At 61.7% G+C, this 16,514-nt stretch carries 21 protein-coding genes and 1 pseudogene; 13 read left to right on the top strand and 9 right to left on the bottom strand.

Features of this window, described 5'->3' with window-relative positions; all coding sequences use genetic code 11:
- Position 1: 1 nt before the first annotated feature.
- Entirely contained in the window at positions 2–1,309 is a 1,308-nt protein-coding gene (locus VEK15_12710) for an aspartate aminotransferase family protein (GenBank protein ID HXV61550.1), read from the bottom strand.
- 165 nt (positions 1,310–1,474) lie between these two features.
- On the opposite strand from VEK15_12710, the gene VEK15_12705 reads away from it, so the two are divergent.
- From VEK15_12705 to VEK15_12685, 5 genes are all read left to right on the top strand, one after another.
- Entirely contained in the window at positions 1,475–2,134 is a 660-nt protein-coding gene (locus VEK15_12705; protein HXV61549.1) for an ankyrin repeat domain-containing protein, read from the top strand.
- A gap of 55 nt (positions 2,135–2,189) precedes the next feature.
- On the top strand, positions 2,190–3,047 hold the full coding sequence (kynA, locus tag VEK15_12700; protein ID HXV61548.1) for a tryptophan 2,3-dioxygenase: 858 nt from the start codon (positions 2,190–2,192) through the stop codon (positions 3,045–3,047).
- Entirely contained in the window at positions 3,044–4,282 is a 1,239-nt protein-coding gene (gene kynU, locus VEK15_12695; protein HXV61547.1) for a kynureninase, read from the top strand. Before kynA ends, kynU begins: the two co-directional genes overlap by 4 nt.
- Before the next feature lie 269 nt (positions 4,283–4,551).
- Entirely contained in the window at positions 4,552–4,791 is a 240-nt protein-coding gene (locus tag VEK15_12690; protein ID HXV61546.1) for a hypothetical protein, read from the top strand.
- 127 nt (positions 4,792–4,918) lie between these two features.
- Positions 4,919–5,344: a hypothetical protein gene (locus tag VEK15_12685; GenBank protein ID HXV61545.1), complete on the top strand. Its 426-nt coding sequence runs from the start codon at positions 4,919–4,921 to the stop codon at positions 5,342–5,344.
- A 28-nt stretch (positions 5,345–5,372) separates the two neighbouring features.
- Here VEK15_12685 and pruA read toward each other — a convergent pair whose 3' ends face one another.
- A complete protein-coding gene (gene pruA, locus VEK15_12680; GenBank protein ID HXV61544.1) occupies positions 5,373–7,043 on the bottom strand; it encodes an L-glutamate gamma-semialdehyde dehydrogenase in 1,671 nt (556 codons plus the stop codon).
- Positions 7,044–7,105: 62 nt separating this feature from the next.
- Between pruA and VEK15_12675 the strand changes: the two genes are divergently transcribed.
- Both VEK15_12675 and VEK15_12670 read left to right on the top strand, forming a co-directional pair.
- Complete coding sequence (locus VEK15_12675) at positions 7,106–8,089, top strand: threonine/serine dehydratase (GenBank protein HXV61543.1); 984 nt, start codon at positions 7,106–7,108, stop codon at positions 8,087–8,089.
- Positions 8,086–9,063: a hypothetical protein gene (locus VEK15_12670; protein HXV61542.1), complete on the top strand. Its 978-nt coding sequence runs from the start codon at positions 8,086–8,088 to the stop codon at positions 9,061–9,063. The genes VEK15_12675 and VEK15_12670 overlap by 4 nt, the downstream gene beginning before the upstream one ends.
- A 125-nt stretch (positions 9,064–9,188) precedes the next feature.
- On the opposite strand, the gene VEK15_12665 is transcribed toward VEK15_12670, so the two are convergent.
- Both VEK15_12665 and VEK15_12660 read right to left on the bottom strand, forming a co-directional pair.
- Positions 9,189–9,635 carry a hypothetical protein gene (locus tag VEK15_12665; GenBank protein ID HXV61541.1) on the bottom strand — a complete coding sequence of 149 codons (447 nt, stop codon included), beginning with the start codon at positions 9,633–9,635 and terminating at the stop codon, positions 9,189–9,191.
- Between the two features lie 3 nt (positions 9,636–9,638).
- On the bottom strand, positions 9,639–10,004 hold the full coding sequence (locus VEK15_12660) for a hypothetical protein (GenBank protein ID HXV61540.1): 366 nt from the start codon (positions 10,002–10,004) through the stop codon (positions 9,639–9,641).
- 235 nt (positions 10,005–10,239) lie between these two features.
- Between VEK15_12660 and VEK15_12655 the strand changes: the two genes are divergently transcribed.
- Positions 10,240–10,665, top strand: coding sequence for a putative toxin-antitoxin system toxin component, PIN family (locus VEK15_12655; protein HXV61539.1), 426 nt, complete (start codon positions 10,240–10,242; stop codon positions 10,663–10,665).
- The gene (locus VEK15_12650) at positions 10,662–10,955 is read left to right on the top strand and encodes a toxin-antitoxin system HicB family antitoxin (protein HXV61538.1); all 294 of its coding nucleotides are present in this window, start codon (positions 10,662–10,664) and stop codon (positions 10,953–10,955) included. The genes VEK15_12655 and VEK15_12650 overlap by 4 nt, the downstream gene beginning before the upstream one ends.
- A gap of 76 nt (positions 10,956–11,031) precedes the next feature.
- Here VEK15_12650 and VEK15_12645 read toward each other — a convergent pair whose 3' ends face one another.
- A complete protein-coding gene (locus tag VEK15_12645) occupies positions 11,032–12,249 on the bottom strand; it encodes an alpha-hydroxy acid oxidase (GenBank protein HXV61537.1) in 1,218 nt (405 codons plus the stop codon).
- Between VEK15_12645 and VEK15_12640 the strand changes: the two genes are divergently transcribed.
- On the top strand, positions 12,248–12,628 hold the full coding sequence (locus VEK15_12640) for a type II toxin-antitoxin system RelE/ParE family toxin (GenBank protein HXV61536.1): 381 nt from the start codon (positions 12,248–12,250) through the stop codon (positions 12,626–12,628). The genes VEK15_12645 and VEK15_12640 overlap by 2 nt on opposite strands.
- Before the next feature lie 26 nt (positions 12,629–12,654).
- On the opposite strand, the gene VEK15_12635 is transcribed toward VEK15_12640, so the two are convergent.
- The 4 genes from VEK15_12635 to VEK15_12620 form a co-directional block, all read right to left on the bottom strand.
- A complete protein-coding gene (locus tag VEK15_12635) occupies positions 12,655–13,086 on the bottom strand; it encodes a PIN domain-containing protein (protein HXV61535.1) in 432 nt (143 codons plus the stop codon).
- Complete coding sequence (locus VEK15_12630; GenBank protein ID HXV61534.1) at positions 13,086–13,355, bottom strand: AbrB/MazE/SpoVT family DNA-binding domain-containing protein; 270 nt, start codon at positions 13,353–13,355, stop codon at positions 13,086–13,088. Before VEK15_12630 ends, VEK15_12635 begins: the two co-directional genes overlap by 1 nt.
- A 269-nt stretch (positions 13,356–13,624) precedes the next feature.
- On the bottom strand, positions 13,625–14,203 hold the full coding sequence (locus VEK15_12625) for a hypothetical protein (GenBank protein ID HXV61533.1): 579 nt from the start codon (positions 14,201–14,203) through the stop codon (positions 13,625–13,627).
- A gap of 533 nt (positions 14,204–14,736) precedes the next feature.
- Complete coding sequence (locus VEK15_12620) at positions 14,737–15,708, bottom strand: cyclase family protein (protein ID HXV61532.1); 972 nt, start codon at positions 15,706–15,708, stop codon at positions 14,737–14,739.
- A 121-nt stretch (positions 15,709–15,829) separates the two neighbouring features.
- Between VEK15_12620 and VEK15_12615 the strand changes: the two genes are divergently transcribed.
- From VEK15_12615 to VEK15_12605, 3 genes and pseudogenes are all read left to right on the top strand, one after another.
- Positions 15,830–15,985 carry a hypothetical protein gene (locus VEK15_12615; protein ID HXV61531.1) on the top strand — a complete coding sequence of 52 codons (156 nt, stop codon included), beginning with the start codon at positions 15,830–15,832 and terminating at the stop codon, positions 15,983–15,985.
- A pseudogene (locus VEK15_12610) lies at positions 15,986–16,141 on the top strand (microcystinase MlrC family protease).
- A gap of 92 nt (positions 16,142–16,233) precedes the next feature.
- Positions 16,234–16,514, top strand: a 281-nt coding sequence (locus tag VEK15_12605; protein ID HXV61530.1) for a hypothetical protein, incomplete at its 3' end; no start/stop codon positions are given.

Raw genomic sequence — 16,514 nt, 5'->3', positions numbered from 1 at the left:
ATTACGCCGAGGCGAGAACCGCCTGCTCGATGACGTCGAGGCCGCGCTCGAGGTCTTCGTCTTCGATGACGAGCGGCGATAGGACGCGAATCACGTTCCCGAAGGGACCGGCGGTGATCACGAGGACACCCTGTTCGCGGCAGCGCGCGGTCGCCCGCTTCACGAGCTCCGTCGCCGGGCGGGCGGGATCGCGCTCGTGGCACAGTTCCATCGCCACCATGCCGCCGAGCCCTCGCACGTCCGCGACCCAATCGCATTTCGCCTTCAGCGATTCGAACCGTGCACGCACTCTATTCCCAATGGTCCGCGCGCGACGGTTCAGATCTTTTTCCTCCATCACCTCGATGTTGGCGAGAGCGCCGGCGCACACGACGGGGTTACCCCCATAGGTTCCACCGATCGTTCCCGGCTCCGCCTTGTCCATGATCTCCGCCTTGCCCACCACCGCTCCGATGGGCATCCCGCCACCCATCGACTTCGCCCAGGTCGAAAGGTCGGGCACGATGCCCGCGTGCTCGTAGGCAGCCCACCGACCGGTCCGGCAGAAGCCGGATTGAACCTCGTCGCAAATCAGCAGGATCCCGTGGTCGTCGCAGATACGGCGAAGCCCGCGGAGATATTCGGGTGGCGCGGGAACGAACCCTCCTTCCCCCTGGACGACCTCGATGATGACGGCCGCCACGTGATCGGCTGGCACGGGGCCGGTAACGAAACCTTCCTCGAAGCGCTTCAGCTCCCGCTCGACGAAACGGTCCATCGACAGGCCGTCTCCATGTCGAAAATGGTCGGGGAACGGGCGGCGGTAGATCTCCGGGGCGAAAGGTCCGCAATGTTTCTTGTAGGCGCTCTTTCCCGTGAGGCTCATGCCGAGAAGCGTCCGACCGTGAAACGCGCCGTCATAGCAGAAGATTGCGGGACGGCCGGTCGCCTGGCGCGCGATCTTGACGGCGTTCTCGACCGCTTCGGCGCCGGAGCTGACGAGCATGACCTTGGTCGAGGCTCCATGAGGAAGAAGCTCGGCGAGCTTCTCACAAAGCGCGACATAAGGTTCGTAAGTCGCGACATGGATGCAGGTATGGAGGAGCGTTGCCGCTTGACTCTGGATGGCGCGGACGACCCGTTCGTCGCAGTGGCCGGCGTTCATGACGCCGATGCCGGCGGCAAAGTCGATGAGGTCACGGCCGTCGTGATCGGTGAGGTGAGCCCCTTTGGCGGAAGCTACCGTGGTCTCGCCGGCGAACATCCCGACACCTCGGGGGACGACCGCGAGCCGCCGGCGGATCAATTCCTCGCTCGAAGAATGGGTCATGGAACCTCCTCCTGTTGGCGGTCCAGATCTTATCTCAAGTGCCGCCGCCACCACTCCATACCGGTGCCGTTCCGATCGGCGTTTGCCCTCGGTTGCCCCAATCGTCTAATGTGGATCGTCAACTCATTCACAACTCATCGGGGAATCGGATTCGGGAGACATTAGGTGCTTCGCCTCTTCATTCTGCTCGCGGTCGTCCTTCTCGCGGTCTACTACTTCTTTCCCGAATCGTTAGAACAGGTGGTCGAGGAGGGCGGTGATTCAATCTCCCGAGCGGTGGACGGCGTGACCGGCGCCGTTGGTGGCGAGGCCAGCGTATCCCTCGTCCCCTCCGACACCACCCCGCTCGAGACGGAGCTGATCGACGCGGCGGGAAAGGGAGAAGATGCTCGGGTTAGAGAGCTCATCGCCCGGGGAGCAAACGTCAACGGGCGCGGGACGGACGGGGCGACACCCCTCATCGCCGCCGCCGTCGCCGGTCACCGGGCGACATTCGAGCTCTTGCTCGGGGCCGGTGCCGAGGTGGATGCGAGGGACAGCCGTGGGCGAACGTCGCTCTTGCTGGTCTCGTCGCGGGGGGAGAGCGAGCTCGCCAGGCGGCTTCTGGACGCGGGAGCCGACCCCGATATCAAGTCGAACACCGGCAATTTCGCCCTTTTGGAGGCGTCTCGTTACGGGAGCGCCGAGCTCACCAGGCTCCTGCTCGCGGCCGGCGCGGACCCCAATGCGCGCGCGACGAACGGCTGGACCGCGCTGAAGACTGCCGAAGAGCGAGGCCATACGAGCGTCGCCGCGCTTCTTCGCGAAGCGGGCGCACGCCCCTGAAAACGCTTATCTCGGGTTCTTGCCACTCGCCTATCCCTCGTTTACCATCGAGGAAATGAAACCGGTGGACCGTCAGAAGACCGGCGCCGTCGACCTCAGGGGCGAGCAGATTCACTGGGACCTCGAGGGCGGCCTCAGCTACGGGAGCTACCTCGCACTCGAGCGTCTCCTGAGCGCCCAGACACCTCTCTCGACTTCCCATGACGAGATGCTCTTCATCGTCATTCATCAAGTCTCCGAGCTCTGGATGAAGCTCTCCATCCACGAGCTAACGGCGGTGGTGAAGCAGATCCAGACCGATGTTCTCGACCCGGCGTTCAAGATGCTGTCGCGAGTGGCCCGCATCCAGGGCCAGCTCATCATGTCCTGGGACGTCCTCTCGACGATGACGCCTTCGGATTACAGCTCGTTTCGTGGCCATCTCGAAAGGGCGTCCGGCTTTCAGTCTTACCAGTACCGAACTCTCGAGTTCATTCTCGGCAACAAGAACCGGGAGATGATCGAGGTGCATCGTTCCGACGAGAAGATATACCGCGACCTCCGGGAAGTCCTGACCCGGCCGAGCCTCTACGACGAGACGGTTCGCATGCTGAAACGGAGGGGCTTCGACATCCCCGACGGCCATGTGGAACGAGATTGGGCGGAACCCTACGAGCCCCATGCGAAAGTCGAAGCGGCCTGGCTCGAGGTCTACCGTGACACGCAACGCTACTGGGACCTCTACGAGCTCGCCGAGAAGCTCGTAGACCTCGAGCAGAAATTTCAGCAGTGGCGCTTCAGCCACATGAAAACCGTAGAGCGAATCATCGGTTACAAGCGGGGCACCGGCGGTACCGGCGGCGTGTCGTACCTTCAAAAGGCCCTTGCCCTGAAGTTCTTCCCCGAGTTGTGGTCGGTCCGAACCTCCACATGACGCTCGACCGCAGCGAGTTCGAGCTCTGGGATCGAGACGACTCTCTACGATCGTTTCGTGACGAGTTCGAGCTGCCCGAGGGTGTCATCTATCTCGACGGAAACTCTCTCGGGGCGCTCCCCGCAAGAACCCCGATACGGTTGCGAGAGTTGATCGACGCCGAATGGGGTGAAGGACTCGTCAGAAGCTGGAACTCGCATGGATGGATCCACTATCCCAGAAGAGTCGGAGATCTCATCGCGAAGCTCGTCGGCGCCGAGCCGGGCGAAGTCGTGGCCGCGGACTCTACGTCGATCAACCTGTTCAAGCTCGTAACCGCAGCCTGCCGCCTGAATCGCGACCGTCCGGCCATCGTCTCGGAGCGCCAGAACTTTCCCACCGATCTCTACATCCTTCAGGGGATCCTCGATTTCAGCGAAACAGTACGTGAGCTGCGCGTCGTGGATCGTTCGGAGCTTCCCGATGCGATCGACGATGATGTCGCGGCTCTGGTTCTGACTCAGGTGGACTTTCGCACCGGAGCCATGCACGACATGCGCGATCTGACGGCCCGCGCTCACGAGAAAGGTGTCCTTACCATCTGGGATTTGAGTCACAGTGCCGGCGCATTCCCGATTCACCTCGGCGACGACGGCATCGACTTCGCCGTGGGCTGTGGGTACAAATATCTCAACGGTGGTCCCGGGGCACCGGCTTTTCTGTTCGTTGCCCGCCGCCATCAAGAGGCGTCGCGCAATGCGCTGAGCGGGTGGATGGGACACGAAACCCCGTTCTCGTTCGACGTCGACTATCGACCGGCATCCGGGATCGAGAGGTACTTGTGTGGTACCCCAACGATCCTGGGCATGGCCGCTCTCGAAGTCGGAGTCGAGATGCTGACGCGAGCGGACCTGGTCGAAGTTCGTAGCAAATCGCGCCGTCTGGGAGACGCGCTTCTAGAGCTCGTCGACGCAGGTCTTTCCGGCCTCGGGCTCGGGACCGCCTGCCCTCTCGATTCTTCGCAGCGAGGAAGTCAGGTCTCGCTCAGGCACGAGGCGGGCTATTCGATCGTACAAGCCCTGATCGCTCGCGGTGTCATCGGCGACTTCCGCGCGCCGGACATCCTTCGTTTCGGATTGACCCCCTTCTATTTGCGCTATGTCGATATATTCGATGCGGTCGAGATCCTGAAAGAGGTTCTCGAGACCGAGGTATTTCGCCGCCCCGAGTTTCAGAAGCGCATGCTCGTGACGTAGTCGAGACTTCCCATCGAGTCGCGAAGGGTCGTCCGGAGTGCATCCGAAGCTCGCGGGCGCGCGACGCAAATCGTTGATTCGTAATGGATATTAGATGTTATTTTTCAAAGGCTTATCGCGCTTCCGTCCCTGGCTGAACGTAACGTGTGGAAAACAAGGCTCTTGTGTTCCAGACGAGAATGGCACGGTAGTTGCTAAATAGCAATTGACGTCGCGTTTGCGTTTCCTGAGGTGCCGGTCGGGATTCATCGAGGGCGGGAGAAATATCAATGGTTCAAATCACGGCGCTGATGGAGCATGTGTTCCAGTTCATAACGGACTATCCCCAGGCAGTAGGAGTCGTCATCATCGTTCTGCTGGCGGTTTTTACCGTCGCGCTCGGATACTGGGTGAGGAAATCGCGCTCGGTGCGGCATCGCCAGCTGATCCGACGCCTCAGCAACAATCTCGATAGCTCGGGCTTTCACATACAAGAGCTGCGATCGTTCCGCCGCCGCCCGTCGACTTAGTCGCGGGATTGACGAGACTCTGCGCGGTTTCGTATCTTCGCGCATGCGCGATCGTAATCTGTTTCGCTGGTGGTCAAGGGCCGCATTCTCCTGCATCCTGGCGGGGATCGCAGGATATGGGTCGAGCATGACATTCGCTTCCCAGCCCGCGGATCTGGACGAGCGATGCCGCAAGGAAGTCCTCGAGCTGCATCAGTTCTTTCAGGATTGGTTCACCGGCGAGCTGGAGAACACGCCCGAGAACCTGGCGCGTTTCTCCGCGGTGGTCGCCGAGGGTTTCCAGATCGTCTCGCCCGAGGGAGGCGTCAGCACTCGCGAACAGATTCTGGACCGGGTCGAGGAGGCTCACGGAGCTCGGAGCGGGCTCCGCATCTGGATCGAGAACTATTCGAGCCGCCCGCTTGCCGAGGGAGTGCAGCTCGTGAGCTACGAGGAATGGCAGGAGAGCGAGGGTCGGACGCGCGGGCGGATCAGCACCGCCGTGTTCACGCGTGCCAGCGAAGCTCCGAACGGCGTACGCTGGGTTCGAGTTCACGAGACTTGGCTGCCTTGACGTTTGCCGTTATGCGTCTCCCGGTTCGCTATACGGCCTTCTTGCGCACTGGAACCACTCGCGCTCCTTCTTCGGCCTGCATGTACGCGTAGCGGTAATCGGTCGGCGGCACGAAGGTCTCCTTGACGGTACGGATGCTCGTCCAGCGTACGAGATTCCCGGCCGATCCCGCCTTGTCGTTCGTGCCCGAGGCGCGGCTTCCTCCGAACGGCTGCTGCCCCACGACGGCGCCGGTTGGCTTGTCGTTGATGTAGAAGTTTCCCGCGGTCTGGCGAAGGGCGGTGTAGGCCTTTTCGATCGCGTTGCGGTCGTCGGCGAAGATGGCCCCGGTGAGACCGTAAGGCGACGTTTCGTTGCAAACCGTGAGAGTCTCCTCGTACTCGCCGTCGGGATAGACGTACAGGGTCAGGACCGGACCGAAGATCTCTTCCTCCATGAGCTTGAACTTGGGATTGTCCGTCAGAACGGCGGTTGGCTCGATGAAGTAGCCCTTCGAATCGTCATACTCGCCTCCGGTCACGATCTCGGCTTCGGAAGAGTCTTTGGCGTAGTCGATGTAAGCCGTGATGCTCTTGAACGCCTCTTCGTCGATGACCGCGCCCATGAAATTCGTGAAGTCGGTGACGTCTCCCATCTTGATCGTCTCGACCTCGGCGACGAAACGCTCTTTGAATCCTGGCCAGAGGCTCTTGGGAATGTATACCCGCGACGCCGCGGAGCATTTCTGGCCTTGATACTCGTAAGCCCCTCGAATCGCGTTGGCGACCACGGCATCGAGATTCGCGGAAGGATGAACGAAGATGTAGTTCTTCCCACCCGTCTCCCCCACGATGCGGGGATAGACCTTGTACTTCTTGATGTTGTTCCCCACCGTGGCCCACATGTTCTGGAAGACCTCGGTCGAGCCGGTGAAGTGGATGCCGGCCATCGTATCGAGCTCCATGACCGGTCCGCCCACCTTGCCCCCCGAGCCAGGAATGAAATTGATGACGCCGTCCGGGAGCCCGGCTTCGCGAAAGAGCTCGGTCAAGTAATATGCGGAGTAGATGGCGCTCGACGCGGGCTTCCAGAGGACCGTATTCCCCATGAGCGCCGGACTCGTGGGCAGGTTTCCTCCGATCGAGGTGAAGTTGAAGGGGGTGACGGCGAATATGAACCCCTCGAGCGCCCGGTACTCCACGTAATTCCACATTCCCGGTGCCGATGCCGGCTGGCCCTCGTAGATCTGTTGCATGTAATACGTATTGAAGCGGTAGAAATCGATGAGCTCACAGGCGGCGTCGATCTCGGCCTGGTGCGGGGTCTTGGACTGCCCCAGCATCGTCGACGCGTTCAGGATCGCACGGTACTTGCCCGCCAGAAGCTCGGCCAACTTGAGAAAAACGCTGGCCCGGGCCCGCCAGTCCATCACCGACCACTCCCTCCAGGCCTCGGCCGCCGCCCGTTCCGCCTCGGAGACGATTTGAGGCGTCGCCTTGTGGTAGCGTCCGAGCACATGTCGGTGATCGTGAGGGCAGCGACACTCACCCATGTCCCCGGTGCGAATCTGTTTTCCTCCCACGATGATGGGGATTTCGACTTCCTTCCCCAGCATGTCGTCGAGGACGGCCCGGAGCGATTCACGTTCCGTCGATCCGGGTGCATAGCTGAGAACCGGCTCGTTTCTGGGCTCGGGGACGTTGAAAACGGCGTTCGTCACGGTAAAACTCCTCCTCATCCGATGGTCCGGCTCATTGTACACCGCTAGAATGACGAGGACTCATGAACGTCGAAGAGATTGCCCACGAAGTCGTGGATGCGGAAAGTCGCATTCGCCCCCACGTCCGCGAAACGCCGCTCGATCGGGCGCCCTGGCTTGACTCGGCAACGGGTGCCGAAGCTCACCTCAAGCTCGAAATCGTTCAGCTCTCCGGCTCGTTCAAGCTTCGAGGCGCGATGAACAAGCTCCTTGCCCTGTCGAAAACGGAGCGCGAACGCGGAATCGTGACGGCATCCTCGGGAAACCATGCCGCGGCGGTTGCGTTCGGACTCGATCGCCTCGGCGCCCGAGGCGTCATCTATTTACCGAGTACGGTGTCGAAAACCAAGCTGGAGTACCTCGAAGCTTACGGCATGGAGCTTCGTTTCGTGGGGCCGGATTCGGTCGAGGGCGAGCTCGAAGCTCAACGAGCCGCCACCCGCGAAAACCTCGTTTACGTTTCCCCCTATAACGATCCCCAAATCATCGGGGGCCAGGGAACCGTCGCGGTCGAGCTGGAACGGCAGCTCGAGGCTTTCGACGGGGTCTTCGTTCCCGTGGGAGGCGGGGGCCTGGTTGCCGGAATCGCCGGGTACTTGAAGGCGCGCCGCCCCTCGGTGCGGATATACGGCTGTCAGCCAGAGAGATCGCGGGTCATGTACGAGTCGGTGCGCGCCGGCAGGCTTCTCGATCTCCCCTCCGAGCCGACGCTCGCCGACGGGACCGCGGGCGGTCTGGACCCGGGCACGATCACGTTTCCCATCTGCCGAAGCGTCGTCGACGAGTGGATTCTTCTGAGCGAGGACGAGATCGCGTCCGCGATGAGACTCCTCCTGGAGAAGCATTCGATTCTGGTAGAGGGATCGGCGGCGCTGTCGGTGGCGGCATTCTTGAAATGTGCTTCCGCGCTCCGGGGAAAAACCGTCGTGCTCGTCTTGACCGGAAAGAAAGTGAGCCTGGATACGCTGCGAAGAATCCTGGACGAGTCCCGGAGTCCCTCCGCGTGAGTGGCACGGCGCTTCTTGTCTGGGTGGTGGTCGCGGGAGCGCCGGAGCTTCGAACTCCGGTCCGGGGCATCACCATCTCGACGCACCGGGGAGGCTCGGAGTGGGCTTCGGATGCCATTGTCGTCGCTCTCGAGGAGATCAAGGCGCTCGGCGCCAACTGGGTGGCGATTCACCCCTACGCGAGGATCGGCGCCGACGGGTCGGTTCGTTATCGAGACGAAGAGAATAGGCCGCCCGAGCACATCCTGCGTCCCATCCGTGAGGCCAAAAAGCTGGGTCTGCGCATTCTGATCAAGCCGCACCTGGCCTACTGGCGGTCGCCGTTCCGGTGGAGAGGAGAGATCCGTTTCGAAAGCGTGGACGATTGGGCGCGCTTCTGGAACGATTACGAGCGCTTCATCCTCTCGGTGGCGAGCTGGTCGCAAGACGCCGACGCCTTCGTCGTGGGCACGGAGCTTCGGGGAACTCTGGAGCACGACGAGCGGTGGCGTTCGCTCATCGGCAAGCTTCGGGTGACGACGTCCGTGCCCCTGACGTACGCCGCCAACTGGGACGATTTCCGCGAGGTCACCTTTTGGGATGCACTCGACGTCATCGGTATCCAGGCCTATTTCCCGCTCACCGAGGGATCCGATCGAAGCGAGGAAGCCATCCGGCACGGGTGGAAGCGGTGGATGGCCGAGCTCTCGGCCTATTCCGCCGAGCAGGGGAAACTCATCGCCTTCACCGAGCTCGGGTACAACCAGTCTTACGACGCGCCCGTGCGCCCGTGGGATGATCGGGTCGATGACGAGGGAGCGCGTTCGGTGCAGGAGCTTTCGATGCGCATCGCGCTCGACGAGATCGAAGCCGAGCCCGCGGTCATCGGAGCGTTTCTGTGGAAATGGTTCGTTCCCCCTCGGCGAGCCGGCCGCAACTTCCAGCTGGCGGTTCCGGAGATCGAGCGGGTCATCCGTGCCCGCTGGCTCGAATGAGTTGGCGGCGAATGAGACTCTCGATCAGCGAATTGCCACGGGCGCGACGGTCGAACCGGTGGCTCCTCGAAGCTTGAGAGGTTGTACGACGAAAGCGAAACTCGTATGCTTGTCTCGACCGTAGCTCACCTAGGAACCGTCGTTGAATCCGAAGTAGAACAGGTTCCTGTAAGGATCGATAGCAAACGGATCCATTCCAGTAACCCGGAGTATTCGAGAAATGTCCCGTGTCTCCAGTCCGCTGAAATGAAGAAAGTAGCATCGAGGTCGAGCGATTCTCCCACGTCCGCCACGAGGGAAATCGGAGCCTTCACCAGCGTCCCGTCTATCTTACCGGTTCGTGTGGATAGCGTAAGTGACTCACCTTGGGAATCGAGCACGCCGATACGTCGTGCGATTTCCGCGTTGAGAACCGACCAGGCAGCTCCCGTTTCGAGCTGCGCCAGAATCGGCGTTACCAAGTTGCCAGGACGGATACGATCATAGATCTTTGGAGACATCTCCCTTAGATCTGTATCGGTGAAAACGGCGCAGCCGGTTGCGAAGGAGTTGCCCTCGACATCGCGCAGCATCCGCTAAGCGACGAGATGGATGAGTGGGGCGCCGGTAAGGTCGAGAGCCCCCACACGTTCCAGTAGCTCGTCGAGGGAGCCGGCTTCAGCGACGAGCTCACCCTCGTGAATCGCCACCCATGAGCCACGATGCTGGGCTCCGTTCTCAGCGAGCCACTGGAAGTCCTTCATCCGGTCGGTATCGAGGGTCTTACTTCGGCGGATCTTCGGTGGCGCGAGCAAGGTACCTAATCGCTGGAGGGTCACGTCCTTCGGTTGCTTGACGAGCGCCTCGTCGAGCGCACTTCTTGTTTCAGAAACACGCTCCTGTTCGAGCAGGCTGCGGATTCGTGCTAGCGCGTCGATAGATTTCTGTGGAGTCGTACTCATGATCCGACCTCGCTTCATGGTATCCCGAAAGGGAGCTCCGGGCGATCGGGACCACTGCTGGAAGATGTACGTCGTCTCACTCGGCGTTACGACCGAGTCGATTCGCGCCGCGAGCTGATAGAATCGTGGGCTCCATGTCGAAGCCGCCGTCACCCCGCGGTGAGGTCCTCTCGCTCGTCCTTTACCCTGCCCGGGGCGGGTTTCTCGAGTGGTATCGCCTGTAGTACCATAGGCTATGCCGGCCCCGGTCGTGGTCGACACCAACGTCTTGTTCGCCGGGCTTTGGTCCCGAGAAGGGGCGTCGTTCCGGATGCTAGAGTTGATAGCGAAAGGGCGGATTCGGCCGGCTCTCTCGGTGCCCCTGGTGCTGGAGTACGAGATGGTCTTGAAGCGCGCCGCGAGACAGTTGAGTTTAGCGATGGATGAGATTGACGCGATACTCGACTATCTATGTGCCGTAGGGCACCACCAGATGATTCATTTCTTGTGGCGTCCAACTCTTCGGGATCCTCGGGACGAGTTGGTCCTGGAGCTCGCGGTCGCTGCTGGCTCCCGTTTCATCGTTACCCACAACGTGGACGACTTCGGCGGCGCAGAGACTTTTGGCGTGGCGGCGATATCTCCGGCAGAGTACCTTCGACGGATAGGAGTACGATCATGAGCACGCTCAGCCTTCGGCTACCTGACTCCCTTCACGAAAAGATCCGGGAATTGGCGGCGCGAGAAGACATATCGATCAACCAGTTCATCGCCATCGCGGTGGCGGAGAAGATGTCTGCCTTGCTTACGCTCGACTACCTCGCCGAGCGCGCCGGACGTGGTTCTCGAGCGGCGTTCGAGCGCGTGTTGGACAAGGTTCCGGCTCGTACCCCCCTCTCCGGCGATGAGTGGCCGGCGGCCGAGAGCGTGAAGCCGCGCAGGCGTTCGCCAACGAAGAAAGCGAAGAAGTAGGGCGCCCGGCCTCGCCGATTTTCGATTCGATCCGGTAACGATGAGCGTTCGACAGAGCATCGGAGCGTGCTCGTTCTCACACCACGGCGACGATGTTCTTGGGTGTGATCTCGGGGATCGACCTCGTTCCCGACTGCATCATCACGAGCTGGAGCTCCTCGCGCAGAATGTCGAGCACCGCTTCGACTCCGGCCTGGCCGAATGAAGCGAGACCCCACAGGTACGGCCGCCCGATGCAGACGGCCGTCGCGCCGAGCGCGAGCGCGGTGAAGAAGTCCGTGCCCCGGCGGAAGCCACTGTCGATGAGGACGGGAATGCGGCCCGAGACGGCGTCCAGGACCTCCGGAAGGCATTCGATGGTCGCCCGGCGACTCGCCTCGGCGCGCCCACCGTGGTTCGAAACGATGATTCCGTCGATCCCGTTCTCGGCCGCGAGAGCGGCGTCCTCGGGGGTGACGATTCCCTTGATGAGGACCTTCATCGACGTGGAATCGCGGAGCCGGCGCGCGAAGTCCCACGTGAGCGTGGTCTGGTAAGTGTCGTTCGCCGGACGTTCGAGCCCGTCGTAGTTCGGAGTGTGTTGTCTCTCGTCGCTGTGGCAGGCCGTGCAGTCCCGCGTGTCCTTCATGGCGAAGCGCTTCAACGTCTCCCGATTGCTGCCCCCGAAGAGATCCACGGTGAGGACGATCGCTGGACAGCCGGCCTTCTCGGCGCGCGAGACGACGGACTTGGTGACGTCCCAGCTCGCGATGGGATAGAGCTGGAACCAGACGGGCTCACCTCGAGCCGCGTTGACGTCCTCGATGGACGTCGATGCGACGTTCGAGAGCACCTGGAGGTGCTTCTTCGCCTTCGCGGCGAGCGCGACGGCGATCTCGCCGTCCGGATGAAAAGCAAGGTTACTCGACGTGGGCGCGATGACGATCGGCGTCGGCCAGCGCTTCCCGAGGACGTCGACCGACATGTCGATCTTGCTGACGTCGACGAGCCGACGTGGCCGGAGCCGCCACTTCAGGAAACCGTCGCGGTTCGCCTGGATCGTCGCGTCGTTGTCGGTGCCCGTCGCCATATAGCCCCAGTGGGCCGGCGGAAGAACGCTTTCGGCAATCCGCTCGAAGTCGAACACGTTGATGGCGTCCTCGGGAGACGCGATGAGTCCGTCGCCCTTCCCGGCGTAGCGGCGCACCGTTTGAGGAGCGGAGAAGAGCGGAAGACCTACGCAGGCGAGAGTCGGGCTTCCGGCGAGCCATTTCAGGAGCTGGCGGCGGTTTTCGTTCACATCCTCGCGCATCATGGGGCGCCTTCTATCACGCCCCATGGCGTCCGGACCAGCGGACTCCCTGCCTATTCGGCGTACACCGAGGCCTCAGGTCTCATCGAATCCGGAGAGCGGGATCCCCAAAGAGATGATAGATGCGGATAAGCTCGGGGAATTGCCTGCCTCATTCGCGAATAGCATGATATGCGTGTTACTCGAGGCGTGCTCTGGGAAACGCAAAGGGCAGTTCAGCGTTCGCATCAACGATCAGTATCGCGTCTGCTTTCGGTGGACAGATGAGGGTGCCGACACCGTGAAAACCGTCGATTATCACAAAGGTTACGACGCGCCCGTGCGCCCATCGAAGCGAGACGCCGCTCCCGGTCGGCCACGAGCTCGTCAGGCAGGACTTTGATCGCCACACGCCCGGAACGATGATCACTACTTTGGCGTGATCACGTCGATGTCATCCTTGAACAGTTCGAAGTGTCTGACGTTCCACGTCAGGATCGTCGACGCGTTCGCTTTCAACGCGGCCATCGCCAAGAGCAGGTCATACGTTCTTCCACCGACGACCCCACTAGTCCGGGCTCGGCGAAGCGCGTTCCAGACCTCACGACCCGTCAAATAAACGAGCGTCGTCTGCCCCCAATTGGACTCGAGTAACGAAAGGGCGTCGGAGGGCTTCAGGCGGTGACGAGACGGAAGTCGCGTTACAACCGCAAAGGCTTCGACGATGGAGTGAGCGGCGAGTCGCAGCTCCTCGCCGGCGTCGGCGCGCCTTTCGAGCTCGGAACGCGTGCGCTCGTGATGCTCATGCCACGGGCTAACCGTTGCAATCAGGCAGTTGGTGTCGCACACATAGCGAGGCATTAGTCTCGCTCGTCGTCCAAGCGGCCCTCACGCAGATCCTGGATGCCTTCTTCGACCGCCGCTGAGGTAACAGTCGGAACCGGCTCCTGCGGCACGGCCACCAGAAACCGACCGCGCCGTTCGAGCCGCACTTCGAGCGGTGACGGGACGATCTCCACTCGTCCATCCACGACTCGAAACTCGACCTCCGTTCCAGGCTCCAGTCCGGCCGCCATCCGAACCGCCTTCGGGATCACGAGTCGACCGCCTTTGTCGATGGTCGACTTCATGGTGACTAGAATACCAGATAATGAGCCACGTTTCAGTGCCATCTATCCGCCCACACGTTCCCGACCACATCCTGGCGCTCCAGAGCCTGCTCCATGCGTCTGCGCAAGCCGTGGGCGCTGCTGCGGATTCGACCTCGCTTGCTTCAGACGGTGGGCACGCCGCGCTTCGGCGGGAGGCCACTCGGCGTGCGGTCGGTCGAGCAGCCAGGTTTACATTTCGCGTGCCTGTGGCCCACGTAGGGATAAGTTGCGACCAGAGCCGGCGAATTTCACTTGGGTCGTCGAAAGCGACTTTTGCGCCCAGACGTCGATGTGGAGGGTTTGCGGCGTGACTCGAGAAAAGCGATGTCTTCGGCGTCGCCCGGCGCCGAACGCGCTGCATGGGCGATCTTCTTGAGACGCAGGAGATCCTCCTCGGAGGCGATGATAAAAGTGTGAGAGCGGATCTTTATTCGTGTCCCATGCTGAGCGAGCTCCTGGGCGAGAATGGGGAAGTCGAACAGAAGGTCGACCCGAAGGCCGGTCTCCTCGTTGAAGAAATACGCGCTCTTCGGCGCATCGAGACGAAGCCGGATGGCCGCCACCTTTCGGTTGGCGATTGTCGAGATCACGTCTCCCGTTTCGTTGAGACGCGAGACGAGCTCTAAACCATGGTCGTAGAATAGGTGAACGGTACGATCGAGGCGGTCGCCCGGACGAGCGATCACGAAATCGAAATCACGAGTGACTCTTCGAGACCCCAGCACCACCAGGGCCATCCCTCCCACCAGCACCGGCGCGAGCCCGAGGGCGTGGAGCCCCTCGACAATTTCATGGACCGCTTGCAGATGATCCGTGGTGTCGGGCATCTCGGGATCGGGCAGAATATATTCCTGGCAGCGGACCCGCGAACGCCTTTAGGCGTCTGACGGAGGGGGGCGGTCGAAGGGCGTCAAGCACGGCGACATAGCGGAAATTGTCCGCGATGCGGCGGGCGGCCTGGATCGAGAATGCCCGAGCCTTGCCTCCCAGCGCGGCGATGCGCTCTTTCTCCGCGGCGGACAATCGCCTGCCGCGAGCTCGTCCGCCTCTGCTCCCGAGTGTCCTGGCCATCTGGGATATATTCATATCAGTATTATACTTAGCGCTAAGTTAAAATGCCACCGGAAACCGGGTATTGAGTCTCCGCCGTGCGGATGCTGTCGCCTTTGATACTTGGATTTGATTCCACTCCCTCCCCTCGCTAACCGTTGAGGTTGGCTGATTTCGTCGTCGTCCACGGGCGGCTAGGGAACTTGTAACCCGAGCGGCCGGCCATAACTTCCAACTGGCGGTCCCGGAGATCGAGCGAGTCCTCCGCGCTCGCTGGCTCGAGTGAATTGGTGGAGAGTGGAGCTCTCGATCAGCGAATTGCCACGGGGGCGACGGTCGAACCGGTGGCTCCTCGAAGCTTGAGAGGTTGTACGACGAAGGCGAACTCGTAGACCTGTCTCGACCGCAGCTCATCGAGCTTCATTCGCTCAACCAGATGGATCCCGTTGACGACGAGCATGATCTGATGAACCGGAAGCGAAACCGCGGGGTCGGGATTCGGTGAGACCTCGACCGGGGCGTTGTCGGCACCGACGAGCATCGGGTCTCGTTCGACGAGCCATTCGGCGGCCGCGATTCCGATGCCGGGTCCGCCGGCGGAGAAACGCTCGGGCTCGCTCTCGTAGAGCGTGCCCCAGCCCGTATGAATCAGCACGGCGTCGCCCGCCTGAATCGTCACGTCCTGGCGCTCCAGAGCCTGCTCCAGATCCTCGGCCGTGATCTCGTAACGGTCGGGAAGGATTTCAACGTTTTTGAGCGCGGCGACGTCGATGAGCACGCCACGCGTCATGAGGGTACCGACGTTCTCGATGCCGAGGCGTGTGAAGCCTGTCCGGGTCATCACCTCGTGGAGCCCATGGCAGTTGTAGAGGTCTTCTCCGATGGTCTGATGGGCGAAGCCGTCGAACTGTGTTCCCACCTGGCCCATCTCGGCCACGATCAGCTCCTCGTTCGAGCCTCGGCGGTTGCTCTGGGGATTCATCCGCGTTGGCTTCATGTAAAGGCCGAAGGTCCTGTCGCCCAGCGGTACCGACTCGGAGAGGACATGCCCCAGCTCGATGACTTCCCCGGTGCGGATCAATCGAGCCGCTCGGAGTACGGTTTCGGGACCCATATGATTCGCCGCGCCCCGCTCGTCTCCGGCCCCCCACTTGGTGGGGCAGCGCTCCTCGCCGGGCGGTGGTTTCCAGGACTGCGCGTGAGCTACTTGCGCGCGTTCGGCAAGCACGCCGATGAATGTGAGGCCAATCGTCTGGATGATTTTGGTGAGTCGCATAGTCATTTTGAAGAGTCTATACCGTGTTCCGACCGGGTAGCGATGAGATCGCCGATCCCTCGCCCGCGTGGTCGAGCTGGTAGAACCCGCCTTCACGACGATTCTTTCGCGACGGGAGGATATTCCGATGAGCCCCGCGACACTCAAGAGAGTGACCGGTGCCACCGCGATCCCGGTGACGTTCCTAACCGCTTGCGACCGCATCGCTCAGGAACAGCCGAAGATCCGAATCGCGGTGGCGAAGTTCCAGCACGAGACCTGTACCATCTGCCCCGGGGGGTGATTGAAGTCGCGCGCACAATTCCGCAGAGGCTTCGACGAGACAGGTTTTGCAAAGCTGATCCTGATCGTCGAAGCTCCCGAGCCCTTCGTCGGGACCACATTTCTGGATGCTCTACCATACGAGAACGTGAACCTGGCCGAGCTGTATCCGTACGGAACCCAGCCACACCGACGGAATTGGGACGCTCGAGAGGCGAGCGACCAGACCGCCGTGGTATCTTCGCGAACGTTTTTCGTCAGGAGGAGCTCATGGTGATGACGAGTGCGGATGGTGCACCGGAGCGTGGCACGATCCTTATGTGCGTCGTGCTCGTGCTGGCCGCGGGCGCAGCCGCGACCGCGCAGGAGCGCCGTAGCTCGTTTGGCGAGTGGCGGTACATCGGTGGGGACGCCGGGCACACTCGCTATTCACCGCTGGATCAGATCGACGCGCGCAACTTCGAAGATCTCGAACAGGCCTGGCTATGGAGAGGAGACAACTTCGGCCCGACGGTCGACTTCCTCTTCCGATCGACTCCGATCTACGTCGA

This window comes from Vicinamibacteria bacterium (assembly GCA_035620555.1).
Classification (GTDB): Bacteria; Acidobacteriota; Vicinamibacteria; order Marinacidobacterales; family SMYC01; genus DASPGQ01.
This window is presented reverse-complemented; position numbering and strand designations above follow the sequence as displayed.